The following is a 19696-nucleotide window of genomic DNA, read 5'->3' on the forward strand; positions in this document are numbered from 1 at the left end:
CTCGCCGCCCTGGGCAGACCCGCACTTGACACTTACAGCCACACATGGTTGGTTAACTACATGAGTAACGAACCGACGAGGGGATCCGGGCGTGGATGACTCGCGGCCGATCTTCGTTCAGATCGCGGAGCAGATCGAGAACGACATCATCGGCGGGCAGCTGCCCGAGGAGACCCAGGTTCCCTCGACGAACGAGTTCGGGGCGTTCCACCGCATCAACCCGGCGACGGCCGGGAAGGGCGTGAACCTGCTCGTCGACGAGGGCATCCTCTACAAGAGAAGGGGCATCGGCATGTTCGTCGCCACCGGGGCGAGGGACCGGCTCGTGGCCAAGCGCCGCGACCAGTTCCAGACCGACTTCATCCGCCCGCTGATCACCGAGGCCGCCAAGCTCGGGATCGGCGAGGCCGCACTGCTCGACATGATCCGCAAGGAGACAGACGCATGACCGCCATCGTCCAGGTCCAGGGACTCACGAAGCGCTTCGGCAGCGTCACCGCCGTCGACGACGTGACGTTCGAGATCCAGGAGAACACCATCACCGGGCTGCTCGGTCGCAACGGCGCGGGCAAGACCACGGTGATGAACCTGCTCACCGGGCAGGACTTCGCCACCCGCGGCGACATCCGGGTCTTCGGCGCGAGCCCGGTCGAGAACTCGCAGGTGCTGCAGAACATCTCCTTCATCAAGGAGAGCCAGAAGTACCCCGACGACTTCCGCCCGAAGCACGTCCTCGCGAGCGCCCCCTGGTTCTTCCCGAACTGGGACGCGGAGTTCGCCGCGCGCCTCGTCGACGACTTCCGACTGCCGGTCGATCGCCGCATCAAGAAGCTCTCGCGCGGGCAGCTCAGCTCCGTCGGCGTCATCGTAGGCCTCGCGTCACGGGCTCCGCTGACGTTCTTCGACGAGCCGTACCTGGGTCTGGATGCGGTGGCCCGGCAGATCTTCTATGACCGCCTCCTCGAGGACTACAGCGAGCATCCGCGCACCGTGATCCTCTCGACTCACCTCATCGATGAGGTGTCGAACCTGCTCGAGAACATCATCGTCATCGACCAGGGCCGCATCATCATGGACCAGGACACCGACTCGCTGCGCGGATCCGCCGCCACCGTGGTCGGGACGCGGGCCGCGGTCGACGCGTTCGTCGTCGGCCGTGAGGTGCTGGCCCGCGACGGGATCGGCGGCCTCGCCTCCGTCACCGTCACCCGCCTCGACGACCGCGATCGGGCCGAGGCCGCGAGCGCCGGCCTCGAGCTCTCGCCCGTGTCGCTGCAGCAGCTCATCGTGCAGCGCACACGCGCCCAGATCACCACCGACGACTTCACCGAGCAGCTCGAGGAGAAGAGCGCATGACCACCGTCACCGAGACGAGGCAGAGCACCGCCGACCGCAGTCCGAGCCGCATCCTGGCCGTGATGCGACTCCAGTACATCAACCGGATGAACGTCTTCGTGGTGCCGTGGATCGTGCTCGCCTTCGTCCTGGCGATCAACGTCGCGATCTGGCTCATCATCTTCTCGAACGTGGCCGAGGCCGACAGGGCGGATGCGCAGGAGGGCATGCAGTGGTCGGGGGCGTCGTTCTACGTCTTCGTCTACATGGCGGTGATCGCGGCGCAGGCCATCGTGTACACGTTCCCCTTCGCCCTCGGCTTCTCGACGACGCGACGTGACTACTACCTGGGGACGGTGCTCGCCTTCGTGGGGCTCGGTGCACTCTATGCGGCGGCGATGACCCTGCTGGCGAGCATCGAGCAGCTGACGAACGGCTGGGGCCTCGGCGGCATCATGTTCACCGCCGTGTACTTCGGCGGGCCCGACGCCCCCTTCTACGTCCGGTTCTTTGTCTTCCTGTCGCTGTTCCTGTTCTGCCTGTTCCTCGGATCGACGATCTCGGCGATCTGGATGCGGTGGCGCGTATACGGCATGCTCGTCTTCGGTGCCGCGGTCGCGATCGTGCTGCTCGGGCTCATCGCCCTCGTCACGTTCTCCGGATCCTGGGGCCGGGTGGGCGAATGGCTCGCCACGAACGGCGCGGTCGGCACGGCGCTGTGGCTGCTCATCCCCACCGTGGTCGCGGCCCTCGCCGGCTACTTCATCCTGAGCCGGGCCACCCCGCGAGGCTGACGCGCCCGCCCGCGCAGCCCGCCCGCATGGCTTTGTCCAGGTTCCCGTCGCGAATCGCCCGCGATTCGACGGAAACCTGGACGAAGCCGCGTCAGACGAGGAGCTGGTGCTTGGCCAGGTCGCGGTAGAGCGGCACGGTCGACACCAGTTCCGAGTGCGTTCCGACGCCGACGACGCGGCCGTGGTCGAGCACGACGATGCGGTCGGAGTCGACCACGGTCGAGAGCCGGTGCGCGATGACGACGAGCGTGCGGTCCTCGGCGACGGCGTCGATCGCCTCGCGCATCATCTGCTCGTTGACCCCGTCGAGGCTCGACGTCGATTCGTCGAGCAGCAGCACGGGCGGCGCCGCGAGCAGGGCCCGCGCGATCGCGAGGCGCTGCCGCTCCCCGCCCGAGAGCATGACCCCGTCCTCGCCCACCGGCGCGTCGAGCCCGTCGGCACTGCGCGACAGCACCTCGCCGAGGTTCACCGCCTGCAGCACACGGACGCAGTCGTCGTCGGATGCGGTGGGCGAGCCGAGGAGGAGGTTCTGGCGGATGCTGCCGGCCAGCACCGGTGCGTCCTGCTCGACGTAGCCGATCTGCGAGCGCAGCTCGGCGCGATCGAGCGACCGCACGTCGACGCCGGCGAAGCGCACCGCGCCGCCCTGGGGGTCGTAGAACCGCTCGATGAGCGCCAGCACCGTCGACTTGCCCGCGCCGGACGGCCCGACGATGGCCGTGCGGCGACCGCGCTCGGCGACGAAGGAGACGCCGTGGAGCACGCCGGTCTCGATGCGCTCCTCGACGGGGTCCTGGTCGTCGGAGGAGCCGCGCGTGCTGCGCTCGTCGTAGGCGAAGACGACGTCGTCGAACTCGATCGCCGGAGTGCCGGACACGGTGGAACCGGAGGCAGGAAGCGCCACGAGCGGTGCGACAGCGCGATCGTCCTGGCCCTCCGAGGGCAGGTCGACGATCTCCTGGATGCGCCCCAGCGCACCCAGCGCCTGGTTCACCGAGTTGATGGCGCCGAACGCCTGGCCCAGCGGCATGATCATCATGAACAGGAACAGGATGAACGACACCAGGCTGGCGACCGTGATCGCCCCCGACGCGACCCGGTAGCCACCCACGCCGAGGACGACGAGGAACGACACCTGGAGCGCGATGAACGAGATGGGGACGACGAGGGCCGAGATCTTCGCGACGGCGACGCCGGCGGTCCAGGCACCCTGCGCATCCTTCTCGACGGCGGCGATCTCGCGATCGGTCGCGTTGGCGGCGCGGACGGTGCGGATCGCCCCGATCACGCGCTCGACTGAGGCGGCGAGGTCGCCGACCTTCTCCTGCTGCCGGCGGCTCGCCGCCCGCAGGCGGCCGCTGATCAGCACGACGGTCACCACGGCGACCGCGACGACGAGCACGGTCAGCCCGAGCAGCACCGGGTCGATGAGGGCCATCGCGATGAGGGCGCCCACGAACACGAGCACGCCGCCCACAGCATCCACCAGGCCCTGGGTGATGACGGCGTAGAGGAGCGTCGTGTCGCTGCCGACGCGGGAGACGAGGTCGCCGGTGCGGCGCATGTCGAACTCCGAGATCGGCAGGATCAGCATCCGCCTCACGAGCTGGCGCCGAGCGGAGAGCACCACCGAGGTGCCGGTCCGCTGCAGCAGGTAGTGCTGGAAGCCGTTGACGAGCCCCGAGAGCACGACGAGAGCGATGAGGACCCAGACGATCCAGCCGAGCGGATCGCCCTTCTCGACGACGGTGATCACCTGGCTCACGAGAAGCGGCTGCGCGAGGCTGGCGCCCGCGCCGAGGATGCTCAGCACGATGACGACGGCGAGCGCCTTCTTGTGCTCGAGGAGGAACGGCAGCAGCTGCGAGAAGCGGGCGCGCGGCCCGTCGTCGGGCGTGCGGCGGGCGAAGGGACTGCGCGAGCGCGGGGCCCGCTCGGCGGTGGATGTGGACATGCTGCTCCTAGGCTAACGCCGGTGATCCCGTGTGTTCCCCGTGCCCCCACGCCGAAGCCCCGCCGGACGCCAGGCGTGCGACGGGGCTTCGGACAGGCATCGGAAGATCCGGCTACGACTGGTAGTCGACGTCGCGGGTGTCCTTCGAGATGTACAGCGCGGCCAGGGTGATGAGGCCCATCAGGCTGAGGTAGTTGCCGACCAGCGCGGTGCTGCCGTTCGCCGCCTGCCAGAGGGCCACCGCGATGAACGGTGCGACCGCGGCGCCGAGGATGCTCGCGACGTTGTACGAGATCGCGGATCCGGTGTAGCGCACGTTCGTCGGGAAGAGCTCGGGCAGCACCGATCCCATCGGCCCGAAGGTCAGACCCATGAGCGTGAAGCCGATCACCAGGAGCGCCATGGTGCCCACGAAGCCCGCGGAGAACAGCGGCACGAACAGCAGGCCGAACGCGACGATGCCGACGGTGGTCCAGAACAGGGTGTTGCGACGGCCGAAGCGCTCCGCGAGCGGACCGGCGACGAGGGTGAAGATGCCGAAGAACACGCAGCCCACGACGAGCATGATGAGGAAGTCGTTGCGCGAGTATCCGAGACCCGGCACGGCCGCATCCGTCTTCGCCGTGCCGTACGTGAGCGTGAACGTGGTCATCAGGTAGAACAGCACGTACGTGGCGAGCATGATGAACGTGCCCAGGATGAGCGGACGCCAGCTGGTCTTGAACACCGCAGCGAGCGGCACCTTCGCGACCTCGCCCTTCTCGACGACCTTCTGGAAGGCGGGCGTCTCGACCAGGCGGAAGCGCACGTAGAGACCCACGATCACGAGAATCGCCGAGACGAGGAACGGCACACGCCAGCCCCACGCCTGGAAGTGCTCGGCGTCGAGCGTCGTCGACAGCACGAGGAACACCACGTTCGCGATGATGAAGCCGATCGGCGCGCCCAGCTGCGGGAACGTGCCGTAGATCGCACGACGGCCCTTCGGGGCGTTCTCGGTGGCCAGCAGGGCCGCACCGCTCCACTCGCCGCCGAGGCCGAGGCCCTGGCAGAAGCGCAGCACCACGAGGATCGCGGGGGCGGCGAACTGCCACCCGGGCACCTGCGCGGTGGGCAGGCACCCGATGAGCACCGTAGCCACACCCATGGTCAGCAGCGACGCGACGAGCGTGCGCTTGCGTCCGATCCGGTCGCCGAAGTGACCGAAGAGGATCGAGCCGATCGGGCGCGCCACGAAGGCGGCGCCGAACGCCGCGAACGACGACAGGAGCGCGGTCGTCGGGTCGGTGTTCGGGAAGAACAGCGCCGGGAACACGAGCACGGCGGCGGTGGCGTAGACGTAGAAGTCGTAGAACTCGATCGAGGTGCCGATGAGGCTGGCGAGGATGACGCGACCGCGGGTGTTCACAGGCGCGGCCTGAGCCACGGCGCCGGTGGGATCGTCGATGGTGGGGGTGGACATGCTGGAGGCTTTCACGCGAGAAGGAGGCGGAGGGGGCCAGCACGCCGGTCGGGCGCAGCGGGCGCCGACGATGGCGGTCGAAGGGCGAGGATCGCTCGCGACCAGAAAGTCTACGCCGGTTCATGGGATGCTGTGACGCGGGTCGCACCGAGCAAGGGAGCATTCAGGGCATGGGTATGGTCATCGTCGTCGGATCGCTGAACATCGACGCCATCGTGCACGTGGAGCGGCATCCGTCGCCTGGGGAGACGCTCCTCGGCAGCGACCTCGAGACCCGCTTCGGCGGCAAGGGCGCCAACCAGGCGGTCGCGGCGGCGCGCGCCGGAGCCCGGGTGGCGATGGTCGGCCGGGTGGGCGACGACGCCCAGGGCGACGAGTACCTGCGTCGACTCGAGTCGTTCAAGATCGACACGTCGTTCTGCCGTCGCTCGACCGGCGTCTCGACCGGTCACGCAGCCATCGCGGTGGCCGCCGACGGCGAGAACACGATCATCGTCTCCCCCGGCGCCAACGGGCGCGTCAGCGTGGGCGACCTCGCCCCGCTGTCGTCGCTCACGGCCGACGACGTCGTGCTGGCCTCGCTGGAGGTGCCCCTCGACGTGATCGAGGAGGCGACGCGCCGGGCGGCCGCCGCCGGAGCGCGTGTCGTCCTCAACCTCGCGCCGTACGCCTCGCTCGACCCCGAGGTGCTCGACCTCGCGGATCCGGTGGTCGTGAACCAGCACGAGGCGGAGCTGCTCGCCGCCGACGGACGCACCCCGCGATCGGTGCTCGTCACCTCCGGGTCGGCGGGATCGCGCTGGGGCGACGACGAGGTCCCGGCGACGCGGGCCGCCGAGGTGGTCGACACCACAGGCGCGGGCGACACCTACTGCGGCACGCTGGCGGCGGGGCTCGCCGCCGGGCTGTCGCGCCGCGACGCGATGGAGGCCGCCAGCGCCTCAGCTGCGCTCAGCGTGGGCTGGCAGGGCGCGCAGCCCTAGGGCGGCCCCCGCCGGGCGCCGGTGAGCCCCGACAGCGTGAGCCCCGTCAGCGTGAGCGCCGTCAGCGTGAGCGCCGTCAGCGCGCGGAGAAGCCCGCCGGCGCGCCCGCGCCGCGCGCGGCGAGCGCCCGCAGCGTCAGCGCGCTGTCGATCGCGGCCTGCGCCGCCTCGGCGCCCACGTCCTCCTTCGACCCGGGCAGCCCGGCACGGTCGAGGCCCTGCTGCTCGGTGTCGATCGTGAGCACACCGAACCCGACGGGCTTGCCGGTCTGCAGCGTCACCTGGGTCAGACCGGTGGTGGCCGCATCGGAGATGTAGTCGAAGTGCGGGGTCTCGCCGCGGAGGATGACGCCGATGGCGACCACCGCATCCGCCCCGGCCTCGAGCGCGGCCTGGCAGACGACGGGCAGCTCGAAGCTGCCGGCGACACGGATCTCGTCGTACTCGACGCCGGCGGCCTCCAGGGCGCGGCGGGCGCCGGCGTTGAGCCCTCCGAGGATCTCGTCGTGCCAGGAGGCGCTCACGATCGTGATGCGCAGCCCGGCGCCGTCGAGGTTGAGGGTGGGTGCTCCGGATCCGGCCATGGGGCGTCCTTTCGAAGAGGGTGAGGTGAAGCGGGTGGTCAGTGATGCGCGTGCTCGGGCAGCAGGTGGCCCATGCGGTCGCGCTTGGTGTCGAGGTAGTGCTCGTTGAACGCGGACCCGCCGACGAGGAGCGGCACCCGCTCGGAGACCGCGATGCCGTGCTCCTCGAGCTGGCGCACCTTCTCGGGGTTGTTGGTCAGCAGCCGCACGCTCGTGATCCCGAGGTCGTCGAGGATGGCGCTCGCCGCGGAGTAGTCGCGGGAGTCGGCCGGGAGGCCGAGCGCGAGATTGGCGTCGAGCGTGTCGAGCCCGTCCTCCTGCAGTCGGTAGGCGCGCAGCTTGTTGACCAGACCGATCCCGCGACCCTCCTGGCCGCGCAGGTAGACCACCGCGCCGCCGTGCTCGGCGATGAGGTCGAGCGAGGCGTCGAGCTGGGGCCCGCACTCGCACTTGAGCGACCCGAAGGCCTCCCCCGTCAGGCACTCCGAGTGCACACGCACCAGCGCGTCGGGGCCCGTGACGTCGCCGGAGAGGATCGCCACGTGGTCGGCGCCCGACCCCAGGTCTCGGTAGGCGCGCACCCGCAGCAGCCCGTGCGTGGTGGGCACGGTGGTCTCCACCTCGAAGACCACGCGGGGGTCGACGACGGGCGCGTCGGCGCCCTGTTCGTCAAGCCAGCGGATGAGCTCGGCCGTCGTGGTGACGAGGAGCCCCTCCCGGTCGGCGAGCTCGACCAGGCCCGGCATCCGAAGCATCTCGCCGTCGTCGCCGACGAGCTCGCCGATGACGCCGACCGGGCTGAGACCGGCGGCCGACATCAGGTCGACCGCCGCCTCGGTGTGGCCGGCGCGCTGCCGTACCCCGCCGTCGACCGCTCGGAGCGGCAGCACGTGGCCGGGTCGGATGAGGGAGGCGGCCGTCGAGTCCGGATCGGCGAGCACCCGCAGCGTGGTGGCACGGTCGCTCGCGCTGATCCCCGTGGTGACGCCCTCGGCCGCGTCGACCGAGACGGTGTAGGCGGTGCGGCGCGCATCCTGGTTCGACGCCACCATGGGCGGCAGCGCGAGCCGATCGGCGAACGCGGCGGGCATCGGGGCGCAGAGGAAGCCGGAGGTGTGGCGCACCATCCAGGCGATCCACTCGGGGGTGGCGTGCTCGGCGGCGAGGATGGCGTCGCCCTCGTTCTCGCGGTCGTCGTCGTCGGCGACGATCACGGGGCGGCCTCGACGCAGCTCGTCGAGGATGTCGGGGATGGGGCTGAGCGTCATGAGAGTGTGCTCGCTTCCGCGGGGGTGTTCGTGAACTGCAGCAGACGCTGCACGTGGCGGGCGAGGACGTCGGTCTCGACGTTCACCCGGTCGCCCACGGCGAGGGTGCCGAGGGTGGTGACGGCCAGCGTCTCGGGGATGAGCGACACCTCGAACCAGTGGCCGCGGTCGTCGCGCCCGACGCCCGAGACGGTGAGCGAGACGCCGGCCACGGCGATCGAGCCCTGCTGAACGACGAGCGGCGCCAGCTCGTCGGGAAGGGTGAAGCGCAGCACGCTCCAGGCCTCACCGGGTGTCACCGACAGCACCTCGGCCACGCCGTCGACGTGGCCCTGCACGATGTGACCGCCGAGACGGCCGTGTACGGGCGCCGCACGCTCGAGGTTGACGCTGTGGCCCTCGGCGAGTCCGCCGATGGTCGACATCGCGAGGGTCTGCAGCATGACGTCGGCCGTGAAGGAGTCGTCGGTGCGGTCGACGACGGTGAGGCAGACGCCGGAGACCGAGATGGAGTCGCCGTGCGAGGCGTCGCTCACCGCGAGCGGGGCGCGGACGGTGAGGCGCGCCGCGTCGACGGTGCGCTCGAGGGCGAGGACCTCGCCCAGCTCTTCGATGATGCCGGTGAACATCACAGCTCCTTCGTGGTGGTCGTGCTGTCGGTCGCGGCGGTGACGCCGGACGAGGTGGAGATCGTGGCAGGCGACGTCCGGCCGTCGCGGGCGGACGGGTCGGTGTCGGAGGCGAGGGGTCGCGCCACGAGGCGGACGTCGTCTCCCACGAGGTCGACCGAGGTGAAGCGCAGACGGCGCTGCTCGTCGATGGTGGAGACGTCGAGGTCGCCGAGCGCCGTGATGGGACCGCCGAGGAGGGTGGGCGCGAGATACGCGACGACCTCGTCGACCAGCCCCGCTCGCAGGAAGGCGCTCGCGAGCGTCGGCCCGCCCTCCACGAAGACGCTGCGCACGCCGTCGTCGAAGAGCGACGCGAGGACCGCTCCGAGGTCGTGCGTGGCGTGCACCCGCAGCGGATGCGGGTGGTGACGCACCGCGGCGTCGACCGGGACCGGGGTCGTGCCGATCACGACGGGGATCGGCTGGTGCTCGAGCAGCCCGTCGCCCGACCGGGCGGTGAGCGCCGGGTCGTCGGCGAGGACCGTGCCCGTGCCGACCACGATGGCGTCGTGCTCGCCGCGGCGGCGGTGGACATCGTCGCGCGCCGCGGGACCGGTGATCCACCGGCTCGAGCCGTCGGCCGCGGCCGCGCGGCCGTCGAGGCTCGACGCCCACTTCACCGTGACGAACGGGCGACCCAGCCGCAGGGCGGTGAGCCAGGGGCGGATGGCCTCCTCAGCCTCGTCGCGCAGCAGACCGCTCTCGACGTCGAGACCGGCGGCGCGCATCCGCTCGCCACCGCCCGCCGAGGCGACACCGGGGTCGGGGACGGCGTAGAGCACCCGCGACACCCCGGCGGCGATGAGCGCCTCGCTGCACGGCCCGGTGCGGCCGTGGTGGTTGCAGGGCTCGAGCGTGACGACGGCCGTCGCGCCCGCAGCGGCGGCGGGGTCGGCCAGGCGCGAGAGCGCGTCGACCTCGGCGTGCGCCGTCCCGGCACCGCGGTGCCAGCCCTCGGCGAGCACGCGGCCGTCGGGATCGAGGAGGACGCAGCCCACCTGGGGGTTCACACCGGCTCGCGGACCGCGCAGCGCGAGCTCGAGCGCGCGGCTCATCGCCGCCGTCTCGGGAGCTGTCGCGGTCATCCGGTCCTCGTCTGTGGAGGTGCCCGGGGTGCGCGTGCGGAACGCCTGCGGACGGCTCGCGCCGACCGCCTGTGCTTCCTCTCATCCGGACTCGACGCCTGCCTTGCGGCTGCGCCATCACCGTCGGTCCTGGAGTTCCACCAGGTCAACCGCCGCCCTCCTGAGAGGACCGCGGGTCGCGGACTGTCACCGCCGGTTCAGAATCTCACTGACCCCGGAGCACGTGTGCTTGCTTCTGTCTTAGCACAACGCAGGAGGGTCGTGCTTTCATTCCCGGGTCGCGGCGACCCGGTTCGTCATCTCAGGCGGCGTCGGCGGACGCCGGGAGCTGGAGGCGCTCCGGTCCACGGCCGAGACGGCTCGAGATGCCCCACACCGTGACGTTCACGAGGGCCTCGACGACGATGCCGGTCGACATCTTCGAGACGCCCTCCTCGCGCTCCACGAACGTGATGGGGAACTCGCCCATCTTCGCGCCCGAGCGCTCGAACTTCCACGCCAGCTCGACCTGGAAGCCGTAGCCCGAGGAGTTGACCGACGAGAAGTCCATCGCCCGGAGGGCCGACGCACGGAAGCCTCGGTAGCCGCTGGTGAGGTCGTGCAGCTTCGAGCCCAGCATGATGCGCGAGTAGAAGGTGCCGGTCCGCGAGATGGCCTTGCGGTAGGCGGGCCAGTTGCGGATCACACCGCCCGGGATCCAGCGTGTGCCGATGGCGACATCGCAGCCCGCGTCGAGCAGGGCCAGCAGTCGCGGGAGCTCCTCGGGCTGGTGTGAGCCGTCGGCGTCCATCTCGATGATGTAGTCGTAATCGTTATCCAACGCCCAGCTGAATCCCGCGGCGTAGGCCCGGCCGAGTCCGTTCTTCTCAGTACGATGAAGGACGTGGATTCGCTGGTCCGCCTCCGCGAGGCGATCGATGAGGTGGCCGGTGCCGTCGGGCGAGTTGTCGTCGACGACCAGCACGTCGATGGCGTCGTCGGTGGCGCGGATCCTGTCCAGTACGCTTTCGATCGACCCGATCTCGTTGTACGTCGGGATGACGACAATGGCTCTCGGCATCGTTCTCTCATTCCATCAAGGCACCTCTCGGGGCCGTCAAGGCACCGCTGGGGGCGGCGACGCTCGAAAGCATATCCATGCTCTCTGATCGTTCTCCCCAGTTATGCTCAGCATCGTCTTGAAGGATACGGGAGGTTCCCTTCGGAGCAGATCGACCTCCGCGCGCGTCACCACGCGGCAGAAACGGCAGTCACCACATGAGCATCAGTCCCACGAGTCAGTCGCGCTTCCGCGTGCTCCTCATGGAGTTCATCCGGTTCGGCCTCGTGGGAGGCGTCGGCTTCATCGTCGACGTCGGCGTCTTCAACCTCCTCCGTGTCACGATCCTCGACCCGTCGCAGGTGCACGGCGGACCGGTCTACGCGAAGCTCATCTCCACTGCGCTGGCGATCGCGATCAACTGGCTGGGCAACCGCTTCTGGACCTTCCGCGACCGCCGACGCACCGACGTCCTCCGCGAGAGCGTCGAGTTCGTCATCGTCAGCGTCGCCGGCATGGGCATCCCGCTGCTCTGCCTCTGGGTGTCGCACTACGTGATGGGCATGACGAGCCTCTGGGCCGACAACATCTCCTCGAACGTCATCGGCCTGGGCCTCGGCGCGATCTTCCGCTTCGTGCTCTACCGCGTGTGGGTCTTCGGCGACGCTCGCGTGCGTCCGCCCGCCGTCGACACCGCGGGCAAGACCACCTCGCTCTCCTGACCCGCGTGGGCGATCGATGACCTCGCCGACGCCGTCCGACGGGCGCTCCGCGCCGCGGCGGCGGTGGGCCGAGGTCGTCGCCGCGCAGACGAAGATGCTCCGGGCCGAGCGACGCACGCCCATCCTGCAGGTGCTGAAGACGGCGGTGGCCGCGCTCGCCGCCTGGTCTGTGTGCATCCTGATCATCCCGGGGCAGGTGCCGGTGTTCGCGGCGATCGCCGCGATCATCGTGGTGCAGCCGAGCGTGAACCAGTCGTTCGCGAGCGCCCTGCAGCGTTCGGCGGGGGTCATCGTCGGCGTGCTGGTCGCCTACTTCGCCGCGCTCGTCTTCGGTTCTCCCAGCTGGCTCATCCTCGTGGCGATCGCCGCGTCGCTGCTCATCGCCTGGGCGCTCCGCTTCCCCCAGTCGTCCACCGTGCAGGTGCCGATCAGCGCCATGCTCGTCCTGTCGATCGGATCGGCGACTCCCGGCTACGCCGTCGACCGCATCATCGAGACGATCATCGGCGCGATCATCGGCGTGGTCGTGAACTGGTTGATCGTGCCTCCGGTGTCGCTTCAGCCGGCGGACGACGCGGTCGGGAGGCTGGGCACCGAGATCGCGGTGGTGCTCGAGAGCCTCGCCCGGGTGCTCTCCTCGCCCGACGACGCCGAGCGGAACCGCTACCAGGTGCTCGTCGAGGCGCGGCTGCTCACCCCCATGCGCACCAAGGCGACCGCCGCCGTCGACACCGCGACCGAGAGCCTGCGCTTCAACCCGCGCCGATCGGCCCACCGGGAGGCGCTCGAGCGCGATCAGGAGCTGCTGGCCATGCTGAGCATCCTGGTCACGAGGGTGACCGGCATGGCTCGCGCTCTGAACGACCACTTCGACTCCTCGCTCCACTCCGAGCCCACCGCCGCAGGCATCGCCGAGGAGCTCCGGCGCGCCGCTCACGACCTGCGGCTGGTGCTCGCGAACGCCGAGATCCCGGGCAACGACATCGAGGCGCTCACCGACGAGATGCCGGCGCTCACGTCGCCGCTGCGCACCCTCGTCCCCGATCCGACGCACTGGGTGCTGCTCGGGTCGCTGCTGGAGGATCTCCGGCGCGTGCGCGAGGAGATCCTCGCCGCCGTGCAGGACGCGCCCCCGGGCAGGTGACCGTCGAAAGGTCACTTGAGAGCAACGACGCCGCGCTCTGCGGTCCGTGCGCGCTCTGAAACGACCTTCCGACGGTCACCCCCGCAGGACTAGCGCTTCCGGAGCTCCAGGTGGTCGGCCTCCTGCAGCTCGTCGAGCTTCTCGAGCTGCTTGCGCACGCGACGGCGCCGCAGTCCGCGCGCGTCCGCCAGCTCCTGCTCGAGCCGTGTGCGCTCGGCGGCGAGGAGCACGTCGCGCGCGTCCGCCACCTGGCGCTCTCGCTCGGCCTCCTGCTCCTCCGGGGTCAGTGCCCGCGGGTCGAGGCCGGCGTCCGCCATCCCGACCGCGATCCAGGTGGCCGAGATGAGGATCACCCGGCAGACCAGGTTGAGGAAGATCATGATGCCGATGATCACGGCGAACGAGGCCAGCAGGGGGTTGTTCGTCGCGCCGCCAAGGAGGGCGGAGCCGAGGATCTTCAGCACGCCGAGGCCCGCCCCGCCCAGCATGGCGCCCGCGATGAGCCGCCGCATCGGGATGCGGATGCCCGACAGCACACGGAACGCCACGGCGAGCACGAAGCTGTCGAAGGCGAACACGATGAGGATGCCCACCACCTGTCCGGCGATGATCGCGACGGGCGAGGCCTCGTCCACCTGCAGCACCCCGAGCACGAACGTCAGGGCTACCGTCGAGATGAGGCTCGCCGCGGCCGAGGCGATGATGGCGACGCCGAAGCCGAGCGCCAGTCCGAAGTCCTTGAGCTTCAGCAGCACGGGGTTCGTCTTCGGCGGGTCGAGCGTGAAGAGGCGACGGATGGCGTCGCGGGTGGAGGCGAGCCAGCCCACGGCGGTGAGAACGAGTCCGACCAGCGCGATCGCACCGGTCCAGCCGAAGATGCCGGCCTGCTGCAGCGCGTCGGTCTTGATCGCCCCGCTGTCGCCGATGAGACCCGGGATGGCCTTGCCGAGCTGCTCGATGACGGCGTTCTGCAGGTCCTGATTGCCCGCCAGCACGATCCCGAACACGGAGAAGCCGACCCAGATGCCGGCGAAGATCGCGAACACGGCCTGGAACGCCGTCCCCGACGCCATGAGCTCGCCGCCCGACGACGAGAACCGCAGGAAGACGCGCACGGGCTTGAGCGCCATGACGCGGGCGATGAGCCGCTGGAGGCCGGTCTTCGGCTTCTCGGCGGACTCCTTCTTCTCGTCCACGTCGACGGTCGGGCGACCGCGCTCCTGCGTGCGGGTGACCGCCTGCTCGTCGTCGCGCGACTGCGCGGCGTCCCCGGCCCGCTCCACGGAACGTGTCTCGTCGGCATTCGGACCGTCGGGGCGGTCCGTGTCGCGCACCTGGCTCATGCCTCTCAGCATTCCACTGCCGTCCGCGCTTCGCCCGGGATCCGTCGCGGCGGCCGCGTCCCGCCACCCGCCGTCGGGGTCGGTGGTCGTCGGTAGGCTGGAGGCATGACCTCCAAGTCCCTCCGTGTGGCCAGTGTGAACGTCAACGGCATCCGGGCCGCGTTCCGCAGGGGCATGGGCGACTGGCTGGCCGGCCGCGACGTCGATGTGCTGGCCCTGCAGGAGGTCCGCGCCTCGACCGACGACATCGTCGCCGCCCTGGGCGACGAGTGGGACATCGTGCACGATCCCGCCACGGCGAAGGGCCGTGCGGGCGTGGCGATCGCCAGCCGCTCCAAGGCGACCATCCACCGGGTGACCTTCGGTCCCGACGACTTCGACAGCGCCGGCCGCTGGCTTGAGGCCGACTACGAGGTCGACGGCACCACCGTCACCGTCGTCTCGGCCTACGTGCACTCCGGCGAGGCCGACACCCCGAAGCAGGTCGAGAAGTACCGTTTCCTCGACGCGATGCTCGAGCATCTGCCCGACCTGCAGAAGCACAATCCCCTGGCGGTGGTGGTGGGCGATCTCAACGTCGGTCACCGCACCCTCGACATCCGCAACTGGAAGGGCAACGTGAAGCGGGCCGGCTTCCTGCCGGAGGAGCGGGAGTACTTCGACCGCATCCTCGGCGCCGAGGGCGACGAGCGCTACAACGCGGGAGCGGGCCTCGGCTGGGTCGACCTCGGTCGGCGAGCCGCCGGCGAGGTCGAGGGGCCGTACACGTGGTGGTCCTGGCGCGGCCAGGCGTTCGACAACGACACCGGCTGGCGCATCGACTACCAGCTGGCCGCCCCCGAGCTCGCCGAGCGGATGACGTCGTACACCGTCGACCGCGCCGAGTCGTACGACGCCCGGTTCAGCGACCACGCCCCCGTCGTGGTCGACTACGCGCTCTGACGCGACCACCTCCTCGTCTTCCGCCCTCTCTCAAGGACCCTCACCCATGGAATCCCCCCGTCCCCGTCTCCTCTCCGGCATGCAGCCCTCCGCCGACTCGCTCCACCTCGGCAACTACGTGGGTGCGCTGCTGAGCTGGAGGGAGCTGCAGGAGACCCACGACGCGTTCTTCTTCCTCGCCGACCTGCACGCCATCACCGTCCCGCAAGATCCGGCGGTGCTCCGCGAGAACACCCGCCGCACCACCGCGCAGTACATCGCTGCGGGCATCGACCCGTCGCGGTCGACCCTGTTCGTGCAGTCCCAGGTGCCGGCGCACGCCGAGCTCGCCTGGGTGCTCAACACCATCACGGGCATGGGCGAGGCCTCGCGCATGACCCAGTTCAAGGACAAGGCGGCCAAGCAGGGGCAGGATGCCGCGTCCGTAGGCCTGTTCACGTATCCGATCCTGCAGGCGGGCGACATCCTGCTCTACCAGGCGAACCAGGTGCCCGTGGGCGAGGACCAGCGCCAGCACATCGAGCTGACGCGCGACCTCGCGAACCGCTTCAACTCGCGCTTCGGCGAGACCTTCACGGTGCCGGAGCCCTACATCCTCAAGGACACCGCGAAGATCTACGATCTCCAGAACCCGGAGTCGAAGATGTCGAAGTCGGCGTCGTCGCCGGCCGGTGTGATCTGGCTGCTCGACGACCCCGCCGTGACGGCCAAGAAGATCATGCGCGCGGTCACCGACAACGACGGCGAGGTGCGCTACGACCCGGCCGCGAAGCCCGGGCTGTCGAACCTCATCACGATCTTCGCGGTGCTCACCGGTCGCACGGCCGACTCGGTGGTCGACGAGTTCGCGGGAGGCGGGTACGGCACGCTCAAGAAGGCGCTCGCCGAGGCCGTCGTCGCCGAGCTCGGCCCCATCCGCCAGCGCGCGCTCGAGCTGCTCGACGACCCCGCAGAGCTCGATCGCCTGCTCGGCATCAACGCCGATCGTGCCAACGAGGTGGCGTCGGCCACGGTCGCGACGGTCTACGACCGAGTCGGCTTCCTCCCGCGCGCGGCGCGCTGAGCCTGCATCCTCACGCGATTCTCGCTCGTCTGCAGGTCACGTGGTGTCGCGCTCAGGGCGCCACGTGATCCGAGGTGATGAGGTCGGCGCCGGCGCGCGTCAGCTCGGCCAGCGCCTCGCGTGACCCCTCGGCGGAGACTCCGGCGACGAGGTCGGTGATGATGCGCACGCGGCGACCGTGGTCGAGCGCGTCGAGCGCCGACGCGCGCACGCAGTAGTCGGTGGCGAGTCCGACCACGTCGATGTCGGTCACGCCGTGCGAGTCGAGGAGGTCGCGTACGGTGCCGCCCTCCTCGGTGACGCCTTCGTAGATGGAGTACGCGGGCTCGCCCTGCCCCTTGCGCACGTGGTAGTCGATGGCGTGCGCGGTGAGGTCGTCGTGGTACTCCGCGCCGCGTGTGCCGGCCACGCAGTGCGGCGGCCACGAGTCGAGGAAGTCGGGCTCCGACGAGAAGTGCCCGCCGTTGTCGTTGTCGCCGTCGTGCCAGTCGCGGGACGCGATGATGAGGTCGTAGGCGTCCGGATGGGCGGCGAGCAGCCGCGAGATCCCCTCGGCGACCGCGGCGCCGCCCTGGACCCCGAGTGCGCCTCCCTCGGTGAAGTCGTTCTGCACGTCGATGACGAAGAGCGCCGTGGACATGATGAGCCTTTCGGATGCGGTCAGCGGTTGGAGAGCGCGCCGCCGCACGTGTAGGCGGCGGCGGTGAGGGAGTCGAGCGCGGCCTTCGCGCTGTCGCCGACGTCGTCGAGCGCGAAGAACGCGAAGGTGAGCACCGTCCCGTCGGCGGCCTCGATGATGCCGCTCAGGGTGTAGCCGGTGTCGATCCAGCCCGTCTTCGCGATGACGTGGCCGACGGCGACCGAGGCGGATCCGCCGAAGCGCCCGGAGAGGGTGCCCGTCTTCCCCGCCACCGGCAGCCCGTGGTAGATCACCGAGAGGTCGGCCTCCTGGTTCTGGATCTTCACGAACAAGCGAGTGAGGAAGTCGGGGGGAACCCCGTTGTCGTCGGAGAGGCCGGAGCCGTCGGCGATGGTCAGCCCCGAGGTGTCGAGCCCGTACTTCGCCAGTGCCTGCGGGATCGCGACGTTCAGCGCGGCGAAGTCGCTCCCGACCCCCAGTTCGACCGCCACGAGCCGGGCCAGCATCTCGGCTTCGGTGTTGTCGGACCGGAGCAGCGCATCAGGGATCATCGTGCTCACCGGCGCCGACAGCACCTGGCCCAGCTGGGCGGCTCCAGCGGGCGCCACCCCCTCCGACAGCGCGGGCGAGACGCCCAGCGCATCGGCGAACGCCTGTCCGGCCCGGGCGACGGCATCGTCGCTGCGCGCCGACACGTTGGCGGAGGGCTCGGCACGGTCGCCGTCGACCTGCAGACCGGTGACCTCGGACGAGTAGCCGTCGCGCTGCTCCTTGCGGTTCCACGAGGGCTGCCAGCGGTCTCCGGAGAACACCGACGCGTCGAGCACGATCGAGGTGATGGGCGTGCCCGACGTGGTCGGGTCGGCCGACCACGCCTGCTTCACCTGGGCGGCGAGGTCGAGCATGCTGGCCGAGTCGGTGTAGATGTTCGAGGATCCGCTGGCGAGGGTGATGTCGCCGCCGCCCACCAGGACGATCTGACCGGGCGTCGAGCCCTTGACCACGGTGGTCGCCACGCGGTGGTCGGGACCGAGCACCGCCAGCGCAGCCGCACTCGTGAGCACCTTCATCACGCTCGCGGTGCGGGCCGGGGTCGTGCCGCTGCGGTCGAGGAGCACCTCCCCGGTGGCGGCGTCGCGCACCTGCCCGAGGAAGGTGCCGAGCCGTCCGTCCGACACCTCCTCCGCGACGGAGCAGGTGCGCACGGGCCCGCCCACCGGAGCGACCTGCGGCTGCGGGCGCTGGGTGGACGTGGGCTCGGGGGCGACGGTGGCGGTGGACGTCACCGGGACCGCACCGGGCAGCGTCTCTCCCCCGGCGCCGCCCACGCTCGCACCGACGGCGAACGCGCTGCCGCCGAGGAGCACGAACGCAAGGGTCGCCGCACCGGCGAGCCACGCTCGCGGATGCCGGCGCACCACGCCCCAGAGGCCTCCCGCCATCAGTACCCGGCGCCCTGCTCTCCCGGGTACACCAGACCGATCTGCTCACGGATGCGGTCGAGCACGTGCATGATCGCGACCGACTGCTCGATCGGCATCAGGGGACTGGTGTGCTCCCCTGCCCGGATGACCCGCTCCATCTCGATCGCCTCGTACTGCATGCCGCGCGACTCGACGGTGTCGGTGTACTCCTCCAGCACGGCGCCGTCGGGGCCGACGACCCTGAACCCGGTCGCGCCGTACCACCACGGGTCGATCTCGATCCGCGCATCCGTCCCGATGATCTGCGCGCCCACCCGGCCGGCGGCGTCGAGCGCGCTGTGCGACATGCTCTGTCGACCGCCCTCGTGCTCGAAGATGATCGCCGTCTGGCGGTCGGCGCCCGTGGCCGACATCGTGCTGTGGGCGAGGATGCGCGTGGGCAGACCGAGCATGTCGATGGCGAACGAGACGGGGTAGATCCCGAGGTCGAGGAGCGAACCGCCGCCGAGCGCGAGGTCGTTCACGCGGTGCGCCGGGTCGTCGGGCAGGTCCTGGTCGTGCTCGGCGAGCACCGTGCGCACGTCGCCGAGCGTGCCGGCGGCGATGATCTCGCGGATGCGCACCATGTGCGGCAGGAAGCGGGTCCACATCGCCTCGACGACGGCGACCCCGGCCTCGCGTGCCGCCTCCGCGATCCGCTCGGCCTGAGCCGCGTTCACGGTGAACGCCTTCTCGATGAGGACGTGCTTGCCGGCCGCGATCATCAGCAGGGCGTGCTCGGCGTGGAACGGATGCGGGCTGGCCACGTAGACGACGTCGACGTCGGGATCGGCGGCGAGCTCTTCGTAGCTGCCGTGCGCACGCGGCACGTCGAACTCGGCGGCGAACGCCTCGGCGCTCTCCGCCGAGCGGGAGCCCACGGCGGCGACGTCGAGTCCCGCGGCCCGCAGGTCGGTGGTGAAGGTGCGGGCGATCCCGCCGGTGCCGAGGATCCCCCATCGGATGCTGTCGCTCATGACTCCATCCTCTCCTGCCCGGGGCGCCCCGCGCGACCCGGGCACGAAGCGAGGGCGACGCGGACTGCCCGAGGAACGCGAAAGGCCCCGGCGAACCGGGGCCTTCGAGTGGGGCCGCCTGTGGGAATCGAACCCACGACCTATTCATTACGAGTGAATCGCTCTGCCGACTGAGCTAAGGCGGCGTGGTCGCCGTGCGGGCGACACAGCATGCAAGCATAGCCG

At 70.4% G+C, this 19696-nt stretch carries 19 protein-coding genes and 1 tRNA gene; 8 read left to right on the top strand and 12 right to left on the bottom strand.

Translation table 11 applies throughout. From position 1 onward, the window contains the following. The first annotated feature begins 91 nt into the window (after positions 1–91). From ACFJGV_RS05945 to ACFJGV_RS05955, 3 genes are read left to right on the top strand one after another with little or no spacing between them, the layout of a single operon-like run. The gene (locus ACFJGV_RS05945) at positions 92–448 is read left to right on the top strand and encodes a GntR family transcriptional regulator (protein WP_378147586.1); all 357 of its coding nucleotides are present in this window, start codon (positions 92–94) and stop codon (positions 446–448) included. Beyond that, the gene (locus ACFJGV_RS05950) at positions 445–1356 is read left to right on the top strand and encodes an ABC transporter ATP-binding protein (RefSeq protein ID WP_378147587.1); all 912 of its coding nucleotides are present in this window, start codon (positions 445–447) and stop codon (positions 1354–1356) included. The genes ACFJGV_RS05945 and ACFJGV_RS05950 overlap by 4 nt, the downstream gene beginning before the upstream one ends. Next, positions 1353–2129, top strand: a complete 777-nt coding sequence (locus ACFJGV_RS05955) for a hypothetical protein (protein ID WP_378147588.1) — start codon at positions 1353–1355, stop codon at positions 2127–2129. Before ACFJGV_RS05950 ends, ACFJGV_RS05955 begins: the two co-directional genes overlap by 4 nt. Positions 2130–2220: 91 nt before the next feature. Here ACFJGV_RS05955 and ACFJGV_RS05960 read toward each other — a convergent pair whose 3' ends face one another. Together ACFJGV_RS05960 and ACFJGV_RS05965 are read right to left on the bottom strand one after the other, a co-directional pair. Continuing rightward, a complete protein-coding gene (locus tag ACFJGV_RS05960; protein WP_378147589.1) occupies positions 2221–4086 on the bottom strand; it encodes an ABC transporter ATP-binding protein in 1866 nt (621 codons plus the stop codon). A gap of 112 nt (positions 4087–4198) precedes the next feature. Continuing rightward, the gene (locus ACFJGV_RS05965) at positions 4199–5548 is read right to left on the bottom strand and encodes an MFS transporter (RefSeq protein WP_378147591.1); all 1350 of its coding nucleotides are present in this window, start codon (positions 5546–5548) and stop codon (positions 4199–4201) included. A gap of 170 nt (positions 5549–5718) precedes the next feature. Between ACFJGV_RS05965 and ACFJGV_RS05970 the strand changes: the two genes are divergently transcribed. After that, on the top strand, positions 5719–6531 hold the full coding sequence (locus tag ACFJGV_RS05970) for a ribokinase (RefSeq protein ID WP_378147593.1): 813 nt from the start codon (positions 5719–5721) through the stop codon (positions 6529–6531). Positions 6532–6607: 76 nt separating this feature from the next. Here ACFJGV_RS05970 and ribH read toward each other — a convergent pair whose 3' ends face one another. The 5 genes from ribH to ACFJGV_RS05995 all read right to left on the bottom strand — a co-directional run bounded on the left by ribH (position 6608) and on the right by ACFJGV_RS05995 (position 11198). After that, on the bottom strand, positions 6608–7114 hold the full coding sequence (gene ribH / locus ACFJGV_RS05975; protein WP_378147594.1) for a 6,7-dimethyl-8-ribityllumazine synthase: 507 nt from the start codon (positions 7112–7114) through the stop codon (positions 6608–6610). A gap of 38 nt (positions 7115–7152) precedes the next feature. Further along, the gene (gene ribA / locus ACFJGV_RS05980; RefSeq protein WP_378147596.1) at positions 7153–8382 is read right to left on the bottom strand and encodes a GTP cyclohydrolase II; all 1230 of its coding nucleotides are present in this window, start codon (positions 8380–8382) and stop codon (positions 7153–7155) included. After that, on the bottom strand, positions 8379–9011 hold the full coding sequence (locus ACFJGV_RS05985) for a riboflavin synthase (RefSeq protein ID WP_378147598.1): 633 nt from the start codon (positions 9009–9011) through the stop codon (positions 8379–8381). The genes ribA and ACFJGV_RS05985 overlap by 4 nt, the downstream gene beginning before the upstream one ends. Continuing rightward, on the bottom strand, positions 9011–10138 hold the full coding sequence (gene ribD, locus ACFJGV_RS05990; protein WP_378147599.1) for a bifunctional diaminohydroxyphosphoribosylaminopyrimidine deaminase/5-amino-6-(5-phosphoribosylamino)uracil reductase RibD: 1128 nt from the start codon (positions 10136–10138) through the stop codon (positions 9011–9013). The genes ACFJGV_RS05985 and ribD overlap by 1 nt, the downstream gene beginning before the upstream one ends. Positions 10139–10439: 301 nt before the next feature. Then, entirely contained in the window at positions 10440–11198 is a 759-nt protein-coding gene (locus ACFJGV_RS05995) for a polyprenol monophosphomannose synthase (RefSeq protein WP_378147601.1), read from the bottom strand. A 197-nt stretch (positions 11199–11395) separates the two neighbouring features. On the opposite strand from ACFJGV_RS05995, the gene ACFJGV_RS06000 reads away from it, so the two are divergent. Further along, a complete protein-coding gene (locus ACFJGV_RS06000) occupies positions 11396–11899 on the top strand; it encodes a GtrA family protein (protein WP_378147603.1) in 504 nt (167 codons plus the stop codon). Positions 11900–11915: 16 nt separating this feature from the next. After that, positions 11916–13043, top strand: a complete 1128-nt coding sequence (locus ACFJGV_RS06005) for an aromatic acid exporter family protein (RefSeq protein WP_378147604.1) — start codon at positions 11916–11918, stop codon at positions 13041–13043. 89 nt (positions 13044–13132) lie between these two features. Here the strand turns inward: ACFJGV_RS06005 and ACFJGV_RS06010 are convergent, their stop codons facing one another. Next, positions 13133–14386 (bottom strand): YihY/virulence factor BrkB family protein, encoded by a 1254-nt coding sequence (locus tag ACFJGV_RS06010; protein ID WP_378147606.1) that lies wholly within the window; start codon positions 14384–14386, stop codon positions 13133–13135. Between the two features lie 105 nt (positions 14387–14491). Between ACFJGV_RS06010 and ACFJGV_RS06015 the strand changes: the two genes are divergently transcribed. Beyond that, positions 14492–15328 carry an exodeoxyribonuclease III gene (locus tag ACFJGV_RS06015; RefSeq protein WP_378147608.1) on the top strand — a complete coding sequence of 279 codons (837 nt, stop codon included), beginning with the start codon at positions 14492–14494 and terminating at the stop codon, positions 15326–15328. A 46-nt stretch (positions 15329–15374) separates the two neighbouring features. Next, positions 15375–16391, top strand: coding sequence for a tryptophan--tRNA ligase (trpS, locus tag ACFJGV_RS06020; RefSeq protein ID WP_378147610.1), 1017 nt, complete (start codon positions 15375–15377; stop codon positions 16389–16391). A 52-nt stretch (positions 16392–16443) separates the two neighbouring features. Here trpS and ACFJGV_RS06025 read toward each other — a convergent pair whose 3' ends face one another. The 4 genes from ACFJGV_RS06025 to ACFJGV_RS06040 all read right to left on the bottom strand — a co-directional run bounded on the left by ACFJGV_RS06025 (position 16444) and on the right by ACFJGV_RS06040 (position 19656). After that, positions 16444–17031, bottom strand: coding sequence for an isochorismatase family protein (locus tag ACFJGV_RS06025; protein WP_378147611.1), 588 nt, complete (start codon positions 17029–17031; stop codon positions 16444–16446). A gap of 20 nt (positions 17032–17051) precedes the next feature. Further along, on the bottom strand, positions 17052–18473 hold the full coding sequence (gene dacB / locus ACFJGV_RS06030; RefSeq protein ID WP_378147613.1) for a D-alanyl-D-alanine carboxypeptidase/D-alanyl-D-alanine-endopeptidase: 1422 nt from the start codon (positions 18471–18473) through the stop codon (positions 17052–17054). Continuing rightward, positions 18473–19471: a Gfo/Idh/MocA family protein gene (locus tag ACFJGV_RS06035; RefSeq protein ID WP_378147614.1), complete on the bottom strand. Its 999-nt coding sequence runs from the start codon at positions 19469–19471 to the stop codon at positions 18473–18475. The genes dacB and ACFJGV_RS06035 overlap by 1 nt, the downstream gene beginning before the upstream one ends. 109 nt (positions 19472–19580) lie before the next feature. Beyond that, positions 19581–19656 (bottom strand) — tRNA-Thr (locus ACFJGV_RS06040). Positions 19657–19696: the final 40 nt, after the last annotated feature.

Origin of the sequence: Cnuibacter sp. UC19_7 (assembly GCF_042699995.1) — a bacterium.
Classification (GTDB): Bacteria; Actinomycetota; Actinomycetes; order Actinomycetales; family Microbacteriaceae; genus Cnuibacter.